The sequence below is a fragment of the Paenibacillus sp. 2KB_20 genome, from assembly GCF_052115765.1.
Classification (GTDB): Bacteria; Bacillota; Bacilli; order Paenibacillales; family Paenibacillaceae; genus Paenibacillus_AQ.
The window spans coordinates 257,097-274,035 of the sequence record NZ_JBFRHH010000004.1; the positions used below are offsets into that span (position 1 = coordinate 257,097).

General features: G+C 52.2%; 18 protein-coding genes and 1 riboswitch. Of the genes, 5 read left to right on the forward strand and 13 right to left on the reverse strand.

Features of this window, described 5'->3' with window-relative positions:
- Positions 1 to 287: 287 nt before the first annotated feature.
- The 6 genes from ade to AB4124_RS13330 all read right to left on the reverse strand — a co-directional run bounded on the left by ade (position 288) and on the right by AB4124_RS13330 (position 7,996).
- The gene (gene ade / locus AB4124_RS13305) at positions 288 to 2,090 is read right to left on the reverse strand and encodes an adenine deaminase (RefSeq protein WP_430109105.1); all 1,803 of its coding nucleotides are present in this window, start codon (positions 2,088 to 2,090) and stop codon (positions 288 to 290) included.
- Positions 2,091 to 2,460: 370 nt separating this feature from the next.
- Positions 2,461 to 2,562: riboswitch (purine riboswitch) on the reverse strand.
- Between the two features lie 107 nt (positions 2,563 to 2,669).
- On the reverse strand, positions 2,670 to 3,329 hold the full coding sequence (locus tag AB4124_RS13310) for an NAD(P)H-dependent oxidoreductase (RefSeq protein WP_441973143.1): 660 nt from the start codon (positions 3,327 to 3,329) through the stop codon (positions 2,670 to 2,672).
- A 60-nt stretch (positions 3,330 to 3,389) separates the two neighbouring features.
- Positions 3,390 to 3,980, reverse strand: coding sequence for a TetR/AcrR family transcriptional regulator (locus AB4124_RS13315; protein WP_339273721.1), 591 nt, complete (start codon positions 3,978 to 3,980; stop codon positions 3,390 to 3,392).
- 159 nt (positions 3,981 to 4,139) lie between these two features.
- Positions 4,140 to 5,384, reverse strand: coding sequence for an MFS transporter (locus AB4124_RS13320; RefSeq protein ID WP_441973144.1), 1,245 nt, complete (start codon positions 5,382 to 5,384; stop codon positions 4,140 to 4,142).
- Between the two features lie 129 nt (positions 5,385 to 5,513).
- A complete protein-coding gene (locus AB4124_RS13325; protein WP_430109099.1) occupies positions 5,514 to 7,280 on the reverse strand; it encodes a sensor histidine kinase in 1,767 nt (588 codons plus the stop codon).
- Positions 7,277 to 7,996, reverse strand: coding sequence for a response regulator transcription factor (locus tag AB4124_RS13330; protein WP_339268649.1), 720 nt, complete (start codon positions 7,994 to 7,996; stop codon positions 7,277 to 7,279). Before AB4124_RS13330 ends, AB4124_RS13325 begins: the two co-directional genes overlap by 4 nt.
- Positions 7,997 to 8,136: 140 nt before the next feature.
- Between AB4124_RS13330 and AB4124_RS13335 the strand changes: the two genes are divergently transcribed.
- Positions 8,137 to 9,366: a DUF418 domain-containing protein gene (locus AB4124_RS13335; protein WP_441973145.1), complete on the forward strand. Its 1,230-nt coding sequence runs from the start codon at positions 8,137 to 8,139 to the stop codon at positions 9,364 to 9,366.
- A 140-nt stretch (positions 9,367 to 9,506) separates the two neighbouring features.
- Complete coding sequence (locus tag AB4124_RS13340) at positions 9,507 to 9,812, forward strand: antibiotic biosynthesis monooxygenase (protein ID WP_430187124.1); 306 nt, start codon at positions 9,507 to 9,509, stop codon at positions 9,810 to 9,812.
- A 120-nt stretch (positions 9,813 to 9,932) separates the two neighbouring features.
- Here the strand turns inward: AB4124_RS13340 and AB4124_RS13345 are convergent, their stop codons facing one another.
- On the reverse strand, positions 9,933 to 10,109 hold the full coding sequence (locus tag AB4124_RS13345) for a hypothetical protein (protein WP_441973146.1): 177 nt from the start codon (positions 10,107 to 10,109) through the stop codon (positions 9,933 to 9,935).
- Positions 10,110 to 10,201: 92 nt separating this feature from the next.
- On the opposite strand from AB4124_RS13345, the gene AB4124_RS13350 reads away from it, so the two are divergent.
- Entirely contained in the window at positions 10,202 to 10,333 is a 132-nt protein-coding gene (locus tag AB4124_RS13350) for a DUF4023 domain-containing protein (RefSeq protein ID WP_009590359.1), read from the forward strand.
- Positions 10,334 to 10,423: 90 nt separating this feature from the next.
- On the opposite strand, the gene AB4124_RS13355 is transcribed toward AB4124_RS13350, so the two are convergent.
- The 5 genes from AB4124_RS13355 to AB4124_RS13375 form a co-directional block, all read right to left on the reverse strand.
- Entirely contained in the window at positions 10,424 to 10,765 is a 342-nt protein-coding gene (locus AB4124_RS13355) for a DUF1801 domain-containing protein (protein ID WP_441973147.1), read from the reverse strand.
- Between the two features lie 41 nt (positions 10,766 to 10,806).
- Complete coding sequence (locus AB4124_RS13360; RefSeq protein WP_441973148.1) at positions 10,807 to 11,205, reverse strand: VOC family protein; 399 nt, start codon at positions 11,203 to 11,205, stop codon at positions 10,807 to 10,809.
- A gap of 120 nt (positions 11,206 to 11,325) precedes the next feature.
- The gene (locus AB4124_RS13365; protein WP_441973149.1) at positions 11,326 to 12,588 is read right to left on the reverse strand and encodes an RNA polymerase sigma factor; all 1,263 of its coding nucleotides are present in this window, start codon (positions 12,586 to 12,588) and stop codon (positions 11,326 to 11,328) included.
- Positions 12,588 to 13,019, reverse strand: a complete 432-nt coding sequence (locus tag AB4124_RS13370; RefSeq protein ID WP_076323869.1) for a YciI family protein — start codon at positions 13,017 to 13,019, stop codon at positions 12,588 to 12,590. Before AB4124_RS13370 ends, AB4124_RS13365 begins: the two co-directional genes overlap by 1 nt.
- A gap of 248 nt (positions 13,020 to 13,267) precedes the next feature.
- On the reverse strand, positions 13,268 to 13,825 hold the full coding sequence (locus AB4124_RS13375; RefSeq protein ID WP_430109090.1) for a CGNR zinc finger domain-containing protein: 558 nt from the start codon (positions 13,823 to 13,825) through the stop codon (positions 13,268 to 13,270).
- A 194-nt stretch (positions 13,826 to 14,019) separates the two neighbouring features.
- On the opposite strand from AB4124_RS13375, the gene AB4124_RS13380 reads away from it, so the two are divergent.
- Together AB4124_RS13380 and AB4124_RS13385 are read left to right on the forward strand one after the other, a co-directional pair.
- Positions 14,020 to 15,189, forward strand: a complete 1,170-nt coding sequence (locus tag AB4124_RS13380) for an epoxide hydrolase family protein (RefSeq protein ID WP_441973150.1) — start codon at positions 14,020 to 14,022, stop codon at positions 15,187 to 15,189.
- 82 nt (positions 15,190 to 15,271) lie between these two features.
- Entirely contained in the window at positions 15,272 to 15,826 is a 555-nt protein-coding gene (locus AB4124_RS13385; RefSeq protein ID WP_430187113.1) for a DNA topology modulation protein FlaR, read from the forward strand.
- A gap of 17 nt (positions 15,827 to 15,843) precedes the next feature.
- Here AB4124_RS13385 and cysK read toward each other — a convergent pair whose 3' ends face one another.
- Positions 15,844 to 16,758 carry a cysteine synthase A gene (cysK, locus tag AB4124_RS13390; RefSeq protein WP_339268663.1) on the reverse strand — a complete coding sequence of 305 codons (915 nt, stop codon included), beginning with the start codon at positions 16,756 to 16,758 and terminating at the stop codon, positions 15,844 to 15,846.
- Positions 16,759 to 16,939 lie beyond the last annotated feature (181 nt).

A 16,939-nucleotide genomic window follows, 5' to 3' on the forward strand; every position in this document is an offset into this window, starting at 1 on the left:
TTAAGATACCCCTTTCTTTAGCTCACGTGATCACTTCAAATTTGATTCTTTTTGTATTGTCGCAGACCACGCCCTAAAGGATTGTGATAAACATCACAATATCAGGGCTGAAACGGGGGCAAAAAGTTATAAATTTGTGACGAAAATCACTAAGTAGGCGGTGGAATATGTGAGGATTATCAATTGGAACATGGCTTGCGGCATCCACTCACAGGCCAAGCCCGGTATTTACGCACCAAAAAAGCAGGTTCGCCCTCAGGCCAACCTGCTTCGGTGTATCTGCAATCTTATTGAACCGCGCCAATCTCGGTCTCGATGAGCTTGAATTCCGTTACGTCTGCGATCCCGCGGTTGGTAATGCGGATTTCCGGAATCACCGGCAGCGCAATCAGCGAGAAGGTCATGAACGGCGCATGGATATAGCATCCAAGCTCCTTCCAAGCCTCCTCTAAGGCAGCGACTTCCTCCGCTACAATCTCGACCGGACGGTCCGCCAGCAAACCGGCAATCGGCATCGCCACTTTCGCCAGCACCTTGCCGTCCCGTACCACGATCATGCCGCCTCCGCATGCCGCCAGCTCATTCGCAGCGAGTGCCATATCCTCGGCATTCGTACCCATCACAAGCAGATTATGACTGTCGTGTGCTACCGTGGACGCAACCGCGCCGGACTTGAGTCCGAAGCCGCTGGCAAAACCGAGCGAAATTTGTCCCGTCGTGCCGTGGCGCTCAATGCACGCCAGTTGAACCACGTCCTGATCCAGATCTGGCTGGATTACCCCTTGCTGCACGGAGAGCACCGCCGTCATTTTGGCGGTACGGGCGCTGTTCTCGATGACGCGGACCACGTTCACTTCCGTACGTGCGGCATCGAATTTGCTGCGGAGCAGGAAGTCATCCGCGGTAAGCGAACGCTGCAGCCGGACCGAGTTAAACGCTTTTTCCGGATATTGATATACCGGGAATGCCTTCACGAGTCGACCGTTCTCTGCAACCACTTCGCCATCCGTGATCACGACGGAAGGTACCATGCTTTTCAGATCATCAATCAGCAAAATATCTGCCGTTTTGCCTGGCGAAATGCTGCCAAGCTCATTGTCCATGCCGAAATAACGAGCCACGTTGATCGTTCCCAGCTGGATCGCCGTAACCGGGTCCACGCCCTCTTCCATAGCGCGGCGGACTACATGGTTCATGTGTCCGAGTCTCAGCAGCGTCTGCGGATATACATCATCCGTAACCAGAGAAATATTGTCTGTTCGCACCTTATCTTCCGTTATAACCTTAACAACTTCCTTCACATCCTGCCAAGCTGAACCCTCACGGATCATCAGGTGCATACCGAGGCGAACCTTCTCCAAGGCCTGCTCTCTGGTTACCGTTTCATGGTCGGAGCTTACGCCGGTTGCCATATATGCCTGCAGCATCCGGACATCCTCTGCCGGAAAATGTCCTGTCACCGTCTTGCCCGCACGCAGCGTGGCTTCGATCTCCCCGCTCATGGTCGGATCGCCATACACGACGCCCGGGAAATTCATCACTTCGCCAAGCCCGGCAACACCGGGCCATGTCAGCCCTTCCTCAATGTCGGCTACGCCCAGCTGCGCCCCAGCATCCTCCAGATCAAAGGTCGACGGTACACACGAAGGAACGGTGGTGAACACCTTCATCGGCAGCTGCTGCCCTTCCTCATGCATCCAGCGCACACCTTCCATGCCGAATACGTTGGCAATCTCATGGGGATCCATATAAACCCCAGTCGTTCCACTAACGATAGCCGCCTTGGCAAACTCGGTCACGGTGAGCATCGTGCTCTCCACATGCATATGACCGTCGAGCAGGCCTGGCGAGATATAGCGGCCATTCGCTTCGATGACCCGAGTCCCTTCCCCGATCGTATGATCCGCGTTGCCGATATAAGCGATGCGTCCGGATGCCATGGCCACGTCCACCTGCTCCTGAAGCTCGCCTGTAAACACATTCACCAGTGTGCCGTTCTTGATGACCAGATCGGCAGGCTCCTGTCCTAAGGAAACCTTTCCCAGCTTCCGGCTAACCTCGTATCGTTTCTGTCTCTTGCTTGAACTCATGATGATTGCACGCTCCCCTTTTTTCTTTAGATATCAGAAAGTATACACTTCGAAGCTTTTAACTTCCTGATATCGCAATAAAAACTTCATCTAATTGCGGTCTATCATCTGTTAAAGTGCGTCGATAGACGTTTTTCTTATCATGAACGGTAAAAACACAAAATCGATCCGCTGTATAACACGCAAACACCCCGGGCAGCGTATCTGCCCGGGGTGCCTGTACTATATCCATAGAGGAAGAGAAATCCCGTGCATCAGCAATGTATGCTATCTAGTCTGCACACCACCTCATCCGTTAAAACCTGCCGGATTCCAATCAAGATGATCCTCCTGCCCGGCTTCAATCATTACGAAGCCGGGCTTTGGGTGGTGGGATTCTCAACCTTCATGTAGTCAAGTCATTTACGGTAACCTGGTAGAAACGCCTGGGCCCTATTCCCCGGCATATACATCAAGATTTGATTTTGATTAAACTTATTCTTCCATTCTCTTTTCGTTTCATTTGTTGTATGAATTATAATCCTCCTGCCCGAGAAGTCAAGCCATTGGAAGGAACTGTTTATCTTACGCCCTGCCAGCTCAAGCCAATTTCCGACCCATTCTCTGCACACGCTCAAGCCATTGCTTTCTTGCCACTTCAGGCATTTTGCGAAGCTGCGTAATGTTCGTGGCACGAACCGTGCCCACGCCGCAGAACTTCAGAATGGAATGCTTCATCATTTGATGTCCCGGCTGACCGAGATAGAAGCGGTAGTAGATATATGGCGAATCCATCGTGACGATCAAACGGGCCGTTTTCCCTTTGAGCAGCTGCTCCGGCAAAGGCGAGTTCCGGCGGTACTTAAACGCGAAGCCTGGCAGAAAAACCCGGTCTATGAACCCTTTGAGCAGCTGCTCCGGCAAAGGCGAGTTCCGGCGGTACTTAAACGCGAAGCCTGGCAGAAAAACCCGGTCTATGAACCCTTTGAGCAGCGCCGGCATGCCGCCCCACCAATTCGGATACACAAACACCAGATGATCCGCCCAAGAGATCAGTTCTTGCGCTTTTTGCAGATCCGGCTCTAGCGGTTGTTTACCCTTATAGCCACCGGACAGATTCAGGTCAAACTCCATCTCCGCAAGCACCAGTTCCCGCACCTCTGCTCCGGATTCGGCCGCCCCCCTTGCATAGACCTCTGCCAGTTGACTGCCATAGCTGTTCTCAATGGGATTGCCTTGAATAATTAAAACCTTTTTCATATGTTTCTTCCCCCTCATGATTTGGTTAACAAACACTAACCTCATGGTAAAAAGAAAAGGTCACTCCCGACCTTTTCCCAAACCTGTTAATGCCAATAGATGCGCCGTCACTTCAGGTGCCAGCGGCGACAACGGTTCCTTCAGCTCTCCTTGCATCGTTGAGATTGCAAGCTGGCTGAATGCACCAATGATCAACACAGCGGTTAATCGCGTGTTCTGCGGCGGAATATCCCCCTGCAACACCGCTTGCTCAAGCAGATCATGCAAGGCGTCCAGCGGCTGACGTCCCCTGCTCTTGAGCACCTCCGTAAACAGCTCGTGATGCTGGGACAAGAGCAGCAAGCCGTATTTATCCTCGTCATACGCCGCCAATACCCGGATGACGAGCGCCGACAGTCTCTCTGCAAACAAGCCGGGCCGGGAAGCATAATCATCCACCAGACGCGTATAACTGCTACAGTATTCCTCGAACGCTTCCGCAGCCACGGCATCCTTATTCGTAAAATGCTTATAGATCGCTGCATCCGTTACACCCGCCGCTGCGCCGATCTCCTTCACCGATACGCCATCCACGCCTTTCTCGGCGAAGAGTTTCATGGCAGCCTGCAAAATATCCTTCTTCTTGCTATCGAAATGAGGTTTCTTTTTCATGCTCATATCATAAGTGAACACTAACCAAATTGCAATAACCAACGCAAAAAAGAGGCTCCCCCTTGCCTGGAGTGCCTCTTCATTCATATTTTTACGCTTCCCATAGCTTAAAGCGTGCACTCAACCTTTTTAGCCATTGGCTCAATCTCCATGCCCAAGCTAAACTCCGGCTTCAACGGGAGCTGCCTTTGCCTTTTTGCCGTACAGCATCATAAGCGGGATGCTGATCACAAATGCGCCGGCAACAAGCAAGAACGGAATTCTCGGGTCGATGCCATATGCCCAGCCGCCAATGATGCCGGAAGGCGAAATGACAATAAGAATGAGCACCTGGAGCAGCGCGAATATTTTGGCGCGGTTCTCATCGTCTATCGCATTGGCCACCGCCGTCTCCAGATACGGATATGTCATCATCGTACCGATGGCGGCAATGACAGTGCTCAAACTCAGCACCAGCAGATCCCCTTGCGGCGCAAACACCAGTATGACATTGGACAATACCGATATTACGAATCCCCATACCATCGTCCGGTGCACATGCTGCTCCCCGATTCGGGGCATGATCCACCGCATGAATATTAGCATAATGACAGAGGAGAATGCCGGAAAAACCGAGATCAGGCCGCTGCCCAAATGCAAATATTCCACCATGAAGATGGAGACGTAGGTCGTCTTCACCGTCATCTGAAAATTGAACAATATATAAACGCCGAAGATCATCAGCAGCAGCGGATTTCCGAGCATGCTCTTCATCACCAAGGCATAGTCGGACATCCCTTCCCGCAGGCTCATCGCCTTCGTTTCCTTCATCTTTCGGTATCCGATATCCGTCTCCCTTGTCGCATAATGGCGCCCAATGAACTGGATCGTCATCAGGATACAGGCCAGCACGAACATGATGCGCACTCCGGGCACAAGCGTGAAATGATACACCAGCAGTCCGCCGATCGGTGCAAACAAGCCGCCCACGACGCTAATCAGCTGCAGCAGCGTAAAGACATAGGTTCGCTCCTTCGGTGCGGTATCCTCCACCAGCAGACAGTAAAAGGCGGTATGCGGCACCTTCTGAAAGCCGTTGATCACGGCCGCGATCACAAAAAACCAGAAGTTCTGTGAAATGGCCCAGAGCAGCGTGGCCACGGTCCAGCTTAGTAAGTCGAAGTATAGCAGCGCCTTTTTTCTGCCTAAACGGTCTGTTAAATACCCGCTGAGAAACGAAGAAAGCACCTGCACAAGCAAACCGATGGAGGTAATCCAGCCGATTCCCGTCTCGGTTACCCCAAGTTGGTACATGTAGATGGAGGTGTACGTCGTGAACATGCTGTAAGGGATGAGAAACAGCGGCTCATAGACGAGACAGCCCCGCGCATTGCCAGTCAATTGCCGAAACGAAGTTGAACCCATAATATCCTCCGGACCTCATGTAATCGTTGCTTAGCCATTATAGCGCAACCGGGCCGGCAGCAGGATAGGAATGTTGAAGGATTTTTAGAGCTCATTCCGGACATGACAATCCAGGAAAAACGTCAGTCCTTAATCGCGTTCAACAGCCCCCTCGCCTTCTTGTACGGCAGCCTCAGGCAATAGAACGGTGATGGTGGTTCCCCGGCCCACTTCAGACCACACATTTACCCGTCCCCGATGTGCTTCGACAATCGCCTTCGCGATGCTCATCCCGAGCCCCGAGCCATCCATACTCTCTTCGGTGTTCGTTCCCCGGTAATAACGCTCGAACAGATTACAGCGGGTCTCTTCATCCATCCCTACACCTTGATCCGCTACTACGATCGCCGCGCCAGCAGGGTGCCTCTCTACACGCACTTCAATGTTGACGCCCTCCGGATTATGCTTTACGGCATTCGTGATCAGATTATCCATCAACCGCTGCAGCCATTTGGCATTACCGTCAATGAGCAGTGCTTTTTCGCCACCGATATAATTAAAATTCGCATCCAGCGTGGCATCGTTGACGTATTTCAGCACACAGCGACGCACCAGCTCGTTCAGATCAAGCCGGGTCAGCTCCTGCGGCCGGATTTCGCTTCTCAGACGGAATACGAGCGAGAAATCATCGATAAGCTCCAGCATGTACCCGCCCTTCTCCCGGATCACGGTTCCCATCTCCCGCAGCTCTTCCTGGCTCCAATCCTGGGGCGCGCTCTCGAGCATATAGCCGTAACCCTGGATGGAGGACAACGGAGTACGCAAATCATGCGATATCCCGGACATCCATTCTTCCCGATTACGATCGAGCCGCTCCCGTTCCCTCTCGGTCTCGGCAAGCTGCTCCGCCATCTTGTAAAAAGAATGAATCACTTCCTTGTACAGCTTGAAGCGCGTGCGCAGCTTTCCGTTCTTGCGGAATACCCGCTTCCGGTCCTTCGGTGTCAGCACTTCCTCATACGCTCCTATGCCCATCCGCTCAAACCATCCGGTAAACAGCAGCAGCGGACGGCTGTATCGATATCCATGCCATATGGCCACCCCGAGCGACAGCAGCAGTACGCAAATCATGGTAAACAGCGCCACACGAATCAGCTCGTTCATCATTGGTCGCTTCTTCAGGGCACCGTCCCGCGGCGTATGATACACCCAGGTGTTGCCGCTGGCAGCGTCGCGATAAACCGCAATATGCGTTGAATACGTGCCGGGCTGCTCTTGCATCGCGATGATCTCCAGCGGATGGTAGCTCGTCTTTTGATCCGCATGGGCTCCAATCCCCTGGACAACGCGGCCCTCCCGGTCAATGACGTGCAAATACCCGCCTAGACCAGCCAATTCGCGACGGAGGGCTACTTCATCCTCCGGCCTCACCCTACCACCGTCTTGATACCGGGCATACCATGTCCGAAGATGATCCGTGCTCTCATCAATCCAGCCAATCATAAACAGCAGAGGTTCCGTATACGTCAGGTCCATCTGCCAATCCATCATATACTTTCCAAAACGGCGCTCCTCCTTAATCTCAAGCAAGTTGCTTACCGAATATTTCGAAGGAACACTTGAGGTCGTGTTGGTGGAATGAATCACATTCCCCTTCATATCCACGACTTGAAGCCACATATCATTCTCCTGCAGCAAGAGCTTCCAATGGTCCTCCAACAATACTTCGCCTTTCTCTGTCACCGTCTCCATGACGATACTGTCGAGGACACCTGTTGGAAAGTTGCGTTGGAGCTCATCTTCGCTGATATGTCTGATCAGGAAGAATAAGAGCACGATCAGGAAGCAAAACATAAACGCCGAGAACGCAATCAATTGGTACGTAAAATGAAAAGCCAGCCTTCTGCGCAGTCTCATCGGACTTTCTCCTTAACCAGCTTGTAGCCGAGCCCCCGGACCGTCAGTAAATATTGCGGGTTGCTCGGATCCTCCTCGATGCGCTCGCGGATGCGGCGAATATGCACCATGACGGTGTTGTCCTCGCCCATGCCGTCGATGCCCCACACGGCTTCGTACAGCTGCGACTTGGAGAATACCACCCCCGGGTGCTTGCAAAAATAAAGCAGCAGCTGAAAGACCTGCGCCGGACAAGACACAGGCTCTCCCAGCACCGTAAGCTCCCCGGCAGATTCATCAACCTTAAACCGGCCGAAATCCCATGCACGCTGGATCACCGGCTGCTCAGACGATACGGTCGTCCCGATGCCGCCACGGCGCAGACGCGCCTTGATTCTTGCGGCAATCTCCAGCGGATTAAAGGGCTTGGTGACATAATCGTCTCCGCCCATCGCAAAACCGGTCAACACATCCAGATCCGATGCCTTGGCCGTCAGAAACAGGATGTGCGGACTACCATAGGAACGGATCTGCGGACAGAGATCAAATCCCGTGCCGTCCGGCAGCATGACATCCAGCAGCACGATATCCGCTCCGTGTGCAGCAATTTCGTTAAGCGCCTCCTTACAGCTGGAAGCCGTGTATATGCGGTTAAAGCCTTCCTTGCGCAGCACCATCTGCAGCATTTTCACAATGGAAGGTTCGTCATCTACAATTAAAATTCGTGTTTGATCCATTTTATCTCACCCGACATTTATGCTAGCACAACAACCTTAACAGGAGTTAAACAAATGCTGAAAGAGTTAAGAAAAAGTTAGGATGCCGTTTCCGAGTTATTTCATTTCGAGCTTTATACTTGGTGTCAGAGGTGATTGATATGAATTCAAATAAACGTTCCACGGCCGTGGATGCGATTCGCGGCTTGAGCTTGCTCGGCATCCTGATGGCCAATATGCTTATTTTTCAATACGGCATGTTCGGCAAAGACGAGCTGCATCTCTTCCAGCCATCCACGCTGGATCTGATCAGCCATGACATGCTGAAAGTATTCGTAGAGGGCAGCTTCATGCCAATCTTTACGTTCCTGTTCGGTTACAGCATGATTAAAATGCGGGAAAGCCTGATTGGCAAAGGGCTCAAATATGGCCGCAGCTTCTTCCGCAGGTCCGTGCTGCTGATCATTCTCGGCTGGCTGCATTCCACATTCATCTGGGAAGGCGATATTCTGTTGTTTTACGGAGCGATCGGGCTTTTCCTGTTACTATTTGTGAAACGGAAGGCCAAAACGATCTTGATTTGGGGCATCCTCTTCCTAACGCTGTTTGCCATCTTCGGATATGGCTCCATGGAGCCTGGGACAGGTGAAACAGAGCGCATGGAGAATTATGTGAAGCAGTCCATTGAAATTTACGGCAGCGGCACGTACGGCGAGATTTTGCATTTTCGGTCAACCGAAGAGATGCCCCTCGGCCTTCCAGACTGGATGCTGCTGCTGGTCATTCTGATTGCTCCGCTGATGAGCGCGCCGATGTTCCTATTTGGTATGGTCGCAGCCAAGCGCGGGCGCTTCCTTCATCCTTCCAATGAGATCAAGCTGTATCTAAGATGGTCTCTACTCGTTCCGGTCGGGCTTGGTCTAAAGACCGCCGGGGTTATGCTCGGGTCGACCGACAACTGGAGCGGCGTCTTCACGATGATTGGCGGACCTTTGCTCGCGCTGGGCTATATCCATCTGTTCGCCTCCCTATACGCCTTCTCGTCTAAACAATCCGTTATCATCCGGGCGTTTGAAGCGGTTGGACGGATGTCGCTAACCAACTATCTGACGCAAAGCGTTGTATGCGTATTGATATTCTACGGGTTCGGGCTGGGCATGTTCGGCAAGCTCGGTGTGCTGCAAGGAGCGCTGCTGGCGATCCTGATCTATGCTGTACTGGCAACGGGCAGCCTGCTCTGGTTGAAACGATTCCACGGCGGCCCAATTGAACGGCTGCTGCGCATCGGCACCTACTGGTCGTGGAGCGGCAGGGCGAAACCCAAAGCCATGACGCCAGCTGCCGCCATCCCTACCGCAGAGTTTCCGGCAGAAGGTCCTCCAGCGACCTGAGTATTCCATGCTTTTTTCGGCATAAAGCACAGTTCCTCCCAAGATGAAATCAGAATGCTCATTCATGTATAATGGACATACATGCAAGGGGCTAGACATTACTGGAATGTATCCGGTCATCACCGAAGGAGGAATCAAGCATGCTGGTTGTTACAAACTCGATTAAGGTTAAACCGGGCTTCGGACAAGAAATTGCGCAGCGATTCGCTGAAGCGAAGGGCGTGCAGGACATTGAGGGATTCGTGCGGATGGAAGTATGGCACGAATCCAAAGAAGGCGCAGAGGCTGAGGAACTGAAGGTCTCTACGGTATGGGAAGACGAGGAGGCCTTCAAACGCTGGACTTCCAGCGAATCATTCCGGCAATCCCACGGTCAGGGCCGCAACGAGAATATTTTGGGCGCTTCCTTAAATAAATATGAGCTGTTGATCAGTCATAAGAAGTAATCAAACACCATAAATACCCCGCCCGGGCGTTTGCCTGTGGCAGGGTATTTTTTTGCCGTGATATGACAGATACCTTCTCCATTTCGTTCGCAATCCCTATGAAACCAAAAAAGACATACCTCAGGGCCCCTGATCGTTTATCGTGTACCCCGGCAGCAATTCAGGGTTGTGGGAGCGCCCCAGCTCGACCATGTACGTGTTCAGGTCGCTCAACTCGGGACCCGCCAGTATATACGATTGTCCATCCACCATAAACTCGTTCGCCAAGCGAACCTCCCGCTCACCATCCATATCCATTCCAAAGTCACCAAATATGATCACAACGAAATGGTTATATTAAGCACGATCAGGCAAGGCCATACATTCTGAGCAAAAGGAGCTTACGTCATATGGAAAGCACGCACGATTTTGTGGAAAAAATGAACGAGAATGCGGAGAAGGCCCGTCGCAACAAAGAGAATCACGGCAAAGGAACGCCAAGCGACAAGCTGCCGACCAAGCAGCACGGCACCAAGAAGTAGAATGACACATACCGCGATCCTCATAGGATCGCGGCTATTATATCAGGAACGCTTCGAACCGGTTATCCGCGCTTTCCTATTACATATGATTTACAGTCCATCGGATGCCTGCTTCAGCAGGGATCCAAGCGCATCATAATCGACCTGCTGCCCCGACGTGATTTTGATGGTTTTTCGTTCAGGCGGTCCTTCAAACAACGCTTCAGACCAATCCAGGCTGTCCGCATTAAAAATCGTAAAGCTCACGGCGCTCTTCGCGACGCTGATCACCGCCGCATATTTTCCATTCTTCAGAAAATGGGGCTTTTTATATTGAAGCCGTTCCGAAACATCCGGGATCTTGCTGTACACGAGCTCCCGAAGCCGCTCGCTGACCTCCACCTTCCAGGTATCACTGATCGCTGCAATGTACTCTGTTACATCTTGATTCATCTTACTGTCTCCTTGTGTTTCGTAGTATTGTATTTTTCAGCTCAACCCTGATGAACCATCTGCCAAGTCATACCGTATCGGTCCACCACTTCGCCGTAATAGGCTCCCCAAGGCTGAAGGGCAAACGGATACTTCTCGGTACCCCCATGGCTAAGATGGCGATAGGCGGCGCGGGCGTCTTCCTCGTTATCGAACGTGATAGCCAGACCCATGTTCGTGCTCTTGCCGGTTTCCTGAAAAGCATCGGTGAGGATGAGCTTATTGCAACCAGCCAGCGTTAACGACATGTGCATAATCTTATCCTGATGAGCTTCCGGTATGCCCGGCATGTCCTTGAAGGTAGTCAACAAACCGATCTCTCCACCCAACGCTTGCATGTAAAAATCCGCCTGAGCTCTTGCATCCTCCGAAATAATAAAAGGTACCATTTGTGCTTGCATGTTCATCTTCCTCTCGGTTCATTTTTTAGTTTTATATCTAAATGACGAACGAGATTTTATGTAATCGACACAGCTTCATATTTTTTTGAAATTTTTTTAAAAATGTTTCTCCAGCTTGTTTTAGGACTCCGCTGGCAGGCATTCTGCCGCACGGTCAAGCAGCAGGGCCCGTTCCCTCAGGTTATCCGTCATCGATGCGGCCAGCTTGAACTCGGCGCAGGCTTCGTCCAGGCGTCCCAGCTTAAAGAGCAGGTCTCCCCTTACGCTCGGGAGGAGATGGTATCCCTTCAAGGCAGGCTCGCAGCGTAAAATGTCCACGATCTCAAGCCCGATCTCCGGACCGAAAGCCATGGAGAGGGCCACGGCCCGGTTCAATTCCACGATGGGCGAAGGAGAAACCTGTGCCAATGCCTCATACAGCGCGGAGATTCGAATCCAGTCGGTCTCTGCGGCACTGGGCGCTCCGGCATGACATGCGGAGATGGCTGCCTGGATAGCATAAGGCCCGGTCATTCCACCCAACCGCTCGATCCGATCCAGAGCGGCAAAACCGCGCCGAATCAATAAATAATCCCACAAGGCCCGATTCTGATCCATGAGCAGGACAGGCTCCCCCTCCGCGTTGACCCGGGACTTGAACCTAGAGGATTGAAATTCCATTAACGCAACCAAACCATGCACCTCGGCCTCCGTCGGGGCGATCTCTGCCAGCACCCGCCCAATCCGAAGCGCTTCCTGACACAGCAGCGGGCGAATCCACTGGCTGCCGGATGAAGCTGCATACCCCTCATTAAACATGAGGTAGATGACCTCAAGAACCGATGACAATCGCGGTTTAAGCTCGGCTCCCTGAGGAATCTCGAATGCCACCCGGGTCGCCGACAGCGTCCGTTTGGCACGAACGATTCGCTGCGCGATCGTCGGTTCAGGCACAAGATAGGCGTGGGCAATCTCCGCCGTCGTTAATCCGCCAAGCAAGCGCAGCGTCAGAGCCACCCGCGCTTCAGGGGATAGAACCGGATGGCAGGTCATGAAGATCAGCCGCAGAAGATCGTCGTTCACTTCCCCCGCCTCCGGCACCTCAATATCCGAATCCATCCGGGAATCCATATCGCGTCCCAACAGCTCATACTTCTGATCGCGTACCTTATTCCGGCGCAGCAGGTCCAGCGCTTTGCGCTTCGCAGCGGTCATGAGCCATCCACCGGGATTATCCGGTATGCCGTCTATCGGCCAGCGTTCCAGCGCAGCGATAAGCGCATCCTGAGCAAGATCCTCGGCGATACCGACGTCACGAACCATGCGAGTCAGGTAGGCAATGATTTTGGAGGATTCGATTCTCCAGATGGCATCGATCGTGCGATGGGTATCTGCTCCTGACATTACGGATTCTGCCTTTGGATGTGTTCACGCATTTCGTATTGTTTAGCCTGCGCCTCTGGGTCCTGCGTTAAGTCAGTCGGTTCAAACACCTGACGGAGCTCGATCTGGCCCGCACCGAAGCCGTGTGGATCCGGCATGCGTTTAGCCCACTCGATCGCCTCTTCCCTCGTCTTCACTTCAATCAAGGTATACCCCGCGATCAGTTCCTTCGCTTCCGTAAAGGGACCATCGGTAATTTTGGGCTTGCCCCCGGGCTCCGGATAAGATATCCGGATAGCGCCCGAACTTGGATGGAGCCCATCGGCGGCAAGCAGCACGCCCGCTCTGGCCAGCTCCATGTTGTACCTCATCATGGCATCCAACTGCTCTGCGCTTGGCAATACGCCTGCCTCGGAATCCTCGGTTGCCCTTACAATCATCATAAATCTCATTCTTATTCCCTCCTGGTTCTCGAGACTATCTTGAATTTTCGTTCTATGCTTAATCAACGAATAGAGAATTCCCTAATCGACAAAGACGTCAACATTTTTTTAAAAATAATAGGTTACAATCATTTCGTTACTGAATCGTTTATTCCTGTTGGAATGATTCGGCTCCATAAAAAAAAGACCAACCAAGTCAAACGCTTGATGGGTCTTTGGAGTTGGACCTGATTCAAACCTGGTCCCATGGCTGCGATTCATCCCATGGACTTGCTTCGCTCCCGATATGTTTTATTCTTCGCCCGATTGCCGCAGGCTTTCATCGAGCACCATTTTCCCGTTCCCGGCCTCGACCGGTCAACAAATACCCACTGACAATCTTCGGCCGTACACACTCTCAATCTGCCCCACATATTCTTTTCACGAAGCCGAAATACCAGAATCAACAGCCGGGCCATGCCCCCCTTTCCCTGGGCATCCACTGGCTCGATTGCATCTGAAGTTTCACCGAAACGGTAGGAGAACCGGTACTGGCCAGTTACACGGTTTAACGCTTGGAAGCCAGCTTCCTGATGATCATGTATATTATTCGGAATGGCTGCTCTTAAGCCACCCCGCAGCTCGCGGGCCAAAGCCAGATCCTCTTCAGATACGTTGTCCTGTTCCAGAATAAAGCCGTTTTTTAACAGCCACATGCGCAGCTCCTCCGCAGTCTGGAGCAGCTCCAAACCCGGATCTCCTTCATATCGCATGCGTTTATCATGGGTATTGATAAAATCCGCGATGATTTCGAGTTGATCAAATTCCTGTCCCACAACAAACAAACCTCCTATTGATTTCTCCAAAACAAACCAGTAAAGTGTATTTATCGGTTATCTAACCAGTTATATAAATTTAACGGTCACTCACAACGTTATAAAGAAAGCCATTGTCTCCATTTATCTTTCCCTACCGCAAGTTTGTTGTTATCAGTATACCAGACTCCCATTCTTTCCAAGAGGTGAAGCGAATGAAGATCCAACCGTTTTCTTTTCAAATCGAGCCCGCCGCCATCGATGATTTATATCAGCGCCTGGACATGACCCGATGGCCTGACGAAATCCCCGGCGGACAATGGGATTATGGAATCCCCCTGGATTTCATGAAAGAAATGACCGCCTACTGGAGGCATGAGTTCGATTGGGAAGCCTTCCAGCGCTCCATTCAGGCCTATCCGAATTATATCGCTGAAATCGATGGAGTGGACATTCACTTCATACATATTAAAGGCAGCGGTGAACACCCCATCCCGCTCCTCATCGCCCACGGTTGGCCCAGCTCCTTCTATGAAATGCTGGATCTTATCCCTTACCTCACGAATCCTGAGCAATTTGGCGGCCATACGGAAACTTCCTTCGACGTTGTCATTCCATCGATCCCGGGACATGGATTCTCGGGTATCGAACTGCGTCCGGGCTTTGAAGATCGCCAGGCGGGGGAACTGCTCATGAAACTCATGACGGAGCTCGGTTACGAACGATTCGGTGCACACGGCTATGATATCGGAGCCAGCATTCTGGGACTCATGTGTCTCGACCATCCCGACCGTTTCATCGGCCATCACACCACATCGCCAGGGAATCCCAGTCCCTATCTGGATTCGAACTCAACGCTTTCAGCCGAGGAGGCCGAGTTCCTCGACTATCAGAAGCAATGGGGACGCGAGGAGGGCGCTTACGCCCATATTCTGGGCACGCGGCCGCAGACGGCAGCTTATGGATTGCATGATTCACCCGTAGCGCTGGCCGCGTTCATTCTGGAAAAATGGCACTACTGGACATCTCCCGAGGATGGCGATGTGTCGCAGCATTTCAACAAGGCGCAGCTCATGGCCAACGTCTCCATCTACTGGTTAACCCAGAGCATCAACGCCTCGAACCGCTATTATTATGAAGGCAAGCATACGAGGTGGCCGGGGCCCAAAGAAAGTTCACTTGTACCGCATGGTGTCACCTTAAGCGCTCAGCGGAACGAGCGTCCGCCCCGATCATATGTAGAACGGATCTTCCCGAATGTGATCCACTGGAAGGATCTAAATGCTGGCGGACACTTCATTGCAGCAGAACAACCGGCCTGGATTGCTGAGCAAATCATGGCTTTCTTCAAGTTGCTCTGCGATTCGCCGCAGGATGTTGTGTAATTTTACGAATAATAGGACAGGAGATCACCGCATCGGTACCGAAATAAGTAGCTACCATTTCTCATGAATGCGGTGATCTCCTATGGTAACTAACATTCCGAACCGGATCCATATTATCGGCTCCGTCGGAAGCGGAAAAACGACACTCGCCAGGACGCTGTCCGCCCAGTTCCACATTCCTTATTACGAGCTCGACAATGTGGTGTGGGAGCGAGCCGAGCCGGATGATATTCGGAGGAGCGATGCGGACCGGGATGCGATGTTAATAAGCATCATCAACACGAAATGCTGGATCATCGAAGGCGCTCACCTTAAATGGGTCAGCCCCAGCTTCCGCCGTGCAGATCTTATCATATTCCTGAACCCGTCCTACTCCACAATAACCTACCGGATCATTACAAGGTTCATCAAGCAGCGACTGCGACTTGAACAGGCGCATTATACACCCAGCTGGGACATGTTCAAAAAGATGTTCGAATGGAGCGCCGCGTTTCAGCGGGAAGGCAGATATCAGATTCAGGATACGCTCGAAGATTATCCCGGCAAAGTGATCGTCGTGAAGAGTCATCGACAACTCATGCAGCAGCTTAAGCAGTGGATACCCTCCATAGAACACCAAGAAAGGACCTCCGGTTAACCGGAGGTCCTTCTCACTTAGAAAATATCCATGCTCAAATACCGCTCTCCCGTATCCGGAGCAATACAGATAACCCGCTTTCCTTCCCCCAGCCGCTTCGCTACGTGAAGAGCAGCGAATACCGATGCGCCGGAGGACGGCCCCACCAGAATTCCTTCCCTGCGAGCCAAATCCCGCACCGTTTGCAACGCATCCTCGTCGGCGATCTGGATGATCTCGTCATATACGCTCGTATTCAGAATCTTCGGTACAAAACCCGGGCTCGTGCCCACTAGCTTGTGCGGTCCAGGCTGTCCGCCGGAGAGCACAGGCGAGCCCTTCGGCTCGACTACCGCGATATGCAGATTCGGCAGGGACTTCCTCAGCTCTTCCCCGGTACCGGTTACGGTGCCGCCCGTTCCCGCCGTTGCCACGAAGGCATCCAGCCGCCCTTCCATCTGCCCCAAAATTTCCGGCGCTGTCGTCAACCTGTGAATGTCTGGGTTGGCCGCATTCTCAAACTGCTGCGGAATGAAGCTGCCGGGAATCTGCTCCCTGAGCTCAAGCGCTTTGGCAATGGAACCCGGCATGCGCTCGCTGCTCGGTGTCAGCACGACCTCCGCGCCGTACGCCTTCAATATATTTATCCGTTCCTTGGACATGTTGTCCGGCATAATCAGGATAGCGCGGTAACCCTTGGCTGCTGCTATCATCGCCAGGCCAATGCCCGTGTTCCCGCTCGTTGGCTCAATAATGGTACCGCCTGGTTGGAGTAATCCTTGTTCCTCTGCGGTATGAATCAGATTGTACGCCGCACGATCCTTCACGCTTCCGGAAGGATTGAATCTCTCAAGCTTTACATAGACATCAGCAGACCCTTCAGGCACTAGCCGCTGAAGTTTCACCATTGGCGTCTGACCGATCATATCAACTACACTATTATAAATCTCCATGATGTTGATGCTCTCCTCTATATAGGAAGTGAAATCATTCTCCACTAAACCAAATTACTCATAAAGACAATAAACTTACTCGGATTATAACAAAAATGTCGATCAACGTACATCCACAGAAGACGGACCGCAGTTAGAAGAAGTTTTTCCTTGCGATATCAGGAGGTCACGAGCCTCGAAG

Bases quoted from the DNA above. Each gene is read 5' to 3' on its own strand.
- ade (WP_430109105.1), bottom strand. From the start codon at position 2,090: ATGAGTTCAAGCAAGAGACAGAAACGATACGAGGTTAGCCGGAAGCTG.
- AB4124_RS13310 (WP_441973143.1), bottom strand. From the start codon at position 3,329: ATGAAAAAGGTTTTAATTATTCAAGGCAATCCCATTGAGAACAGCTAT.
- AB4124_RS13315 (WP_339273721.1), bottom strand. From the start codon at position 3,980: ATGAAAAAGAAACCTCATTTCGATAGCAAGAAGAAGGATATTTTGCAG.
- AB4124_RS13320 (WP_441973144.1), bottom strand. From the start codon at position 5,384: ATGGGTTCAACTTCGTTTCGGCAATTGACTGGCAATGCGCGGGGCTGT.
- AB4124_RS13325 (WP_430109099.1), bottom strand. From the start codon at position 7,280: ATGAGACTGCGCAGAAGGCTGGCTTTTCATTTTACGTACCAATTGATT.
- AB4124_RS13330 (WP_339268649.1), bottom strand. From the start codon at position 7,996: ATGGATCAAACACGAATTTTAATTGTAGATGACGAACCTTCCATTGTG.
- AB4124_RS13335 (WP_441973145.1), top strand. From the start codon at position 8,137: ATGAATTCAAATAAACGTTCCACGGCCGTGGATGCGATTCGCGGCTTG.
- AB4124_RS13340 (WP_430187124.1), top strand. From the start codon at position 9,507: ATGCTGGTTGTTACAAACTCGATTAAGGTTAAACCGGGCTTCGGACAA.
- AB4124_RS13345 (WP_441973146.1), bottom strand. From the start codon at position 10,109: ATGGATATGGATGGTGAGCGGGAGGTTCGCTTGGCGAACGAGTTTATG.
- AB4124_RS13350 (WP_009590359.1), top strand. From the start codon at position 10,202: ATGGAAAGCACGCACGATTTTGTGGAAAAAATGAACGAGAATGCGGAG.
- AB4124_RS13355 (WP_441973147.1), bottom strand. From the start codon at position 10,765: ATGAATCAAGATGTAACAGAGTACATTGCAGCGATCAGTGATACCTGG.
- AB4124_RS13360 (WP_441973148.1), bottom strand. From the start codon at position 11,205: ATGCAAGCACAAATGGTACCTTTTATTATTTCGGAGGATGCAAGAGCT.
- AB4124_RS13365 (WP_441973149.1), bottom strand. From the start codon at position 12,588: ATGTCAGGAGCAGATACCCATCGCACGATCGATGCCATCTGGAGAATC.
- AB4124_RS13370 (WP_076323869.1), bottom strand. From the start codon at position 13,019: ATGAGATTTATGATGATTGTAAGGGCAACCGAGGATTCCGAGGCAGGC.
- AB4124_RS13380 (WP_441973150.1), top strand. From the start codon at position 14,020: ATGAAGATCCAACCGTTTTCTTTTCAAATCGAGCCCGCCGCCATCGAT.
- AB4124_RS13385 (WP_430187113.1), top strand. From the start codon at position 15,272: ATGGTAACTAACATTCCGAACCGGATCCATATTATCGGCTCCGTCGGA.
- cysK (WP_339268663.1), bottom strand. From the start codon at position 16,758: ATGGAGATTTATAATAGTGTAGTTGATATGATCGGTCAGACGCCAATG.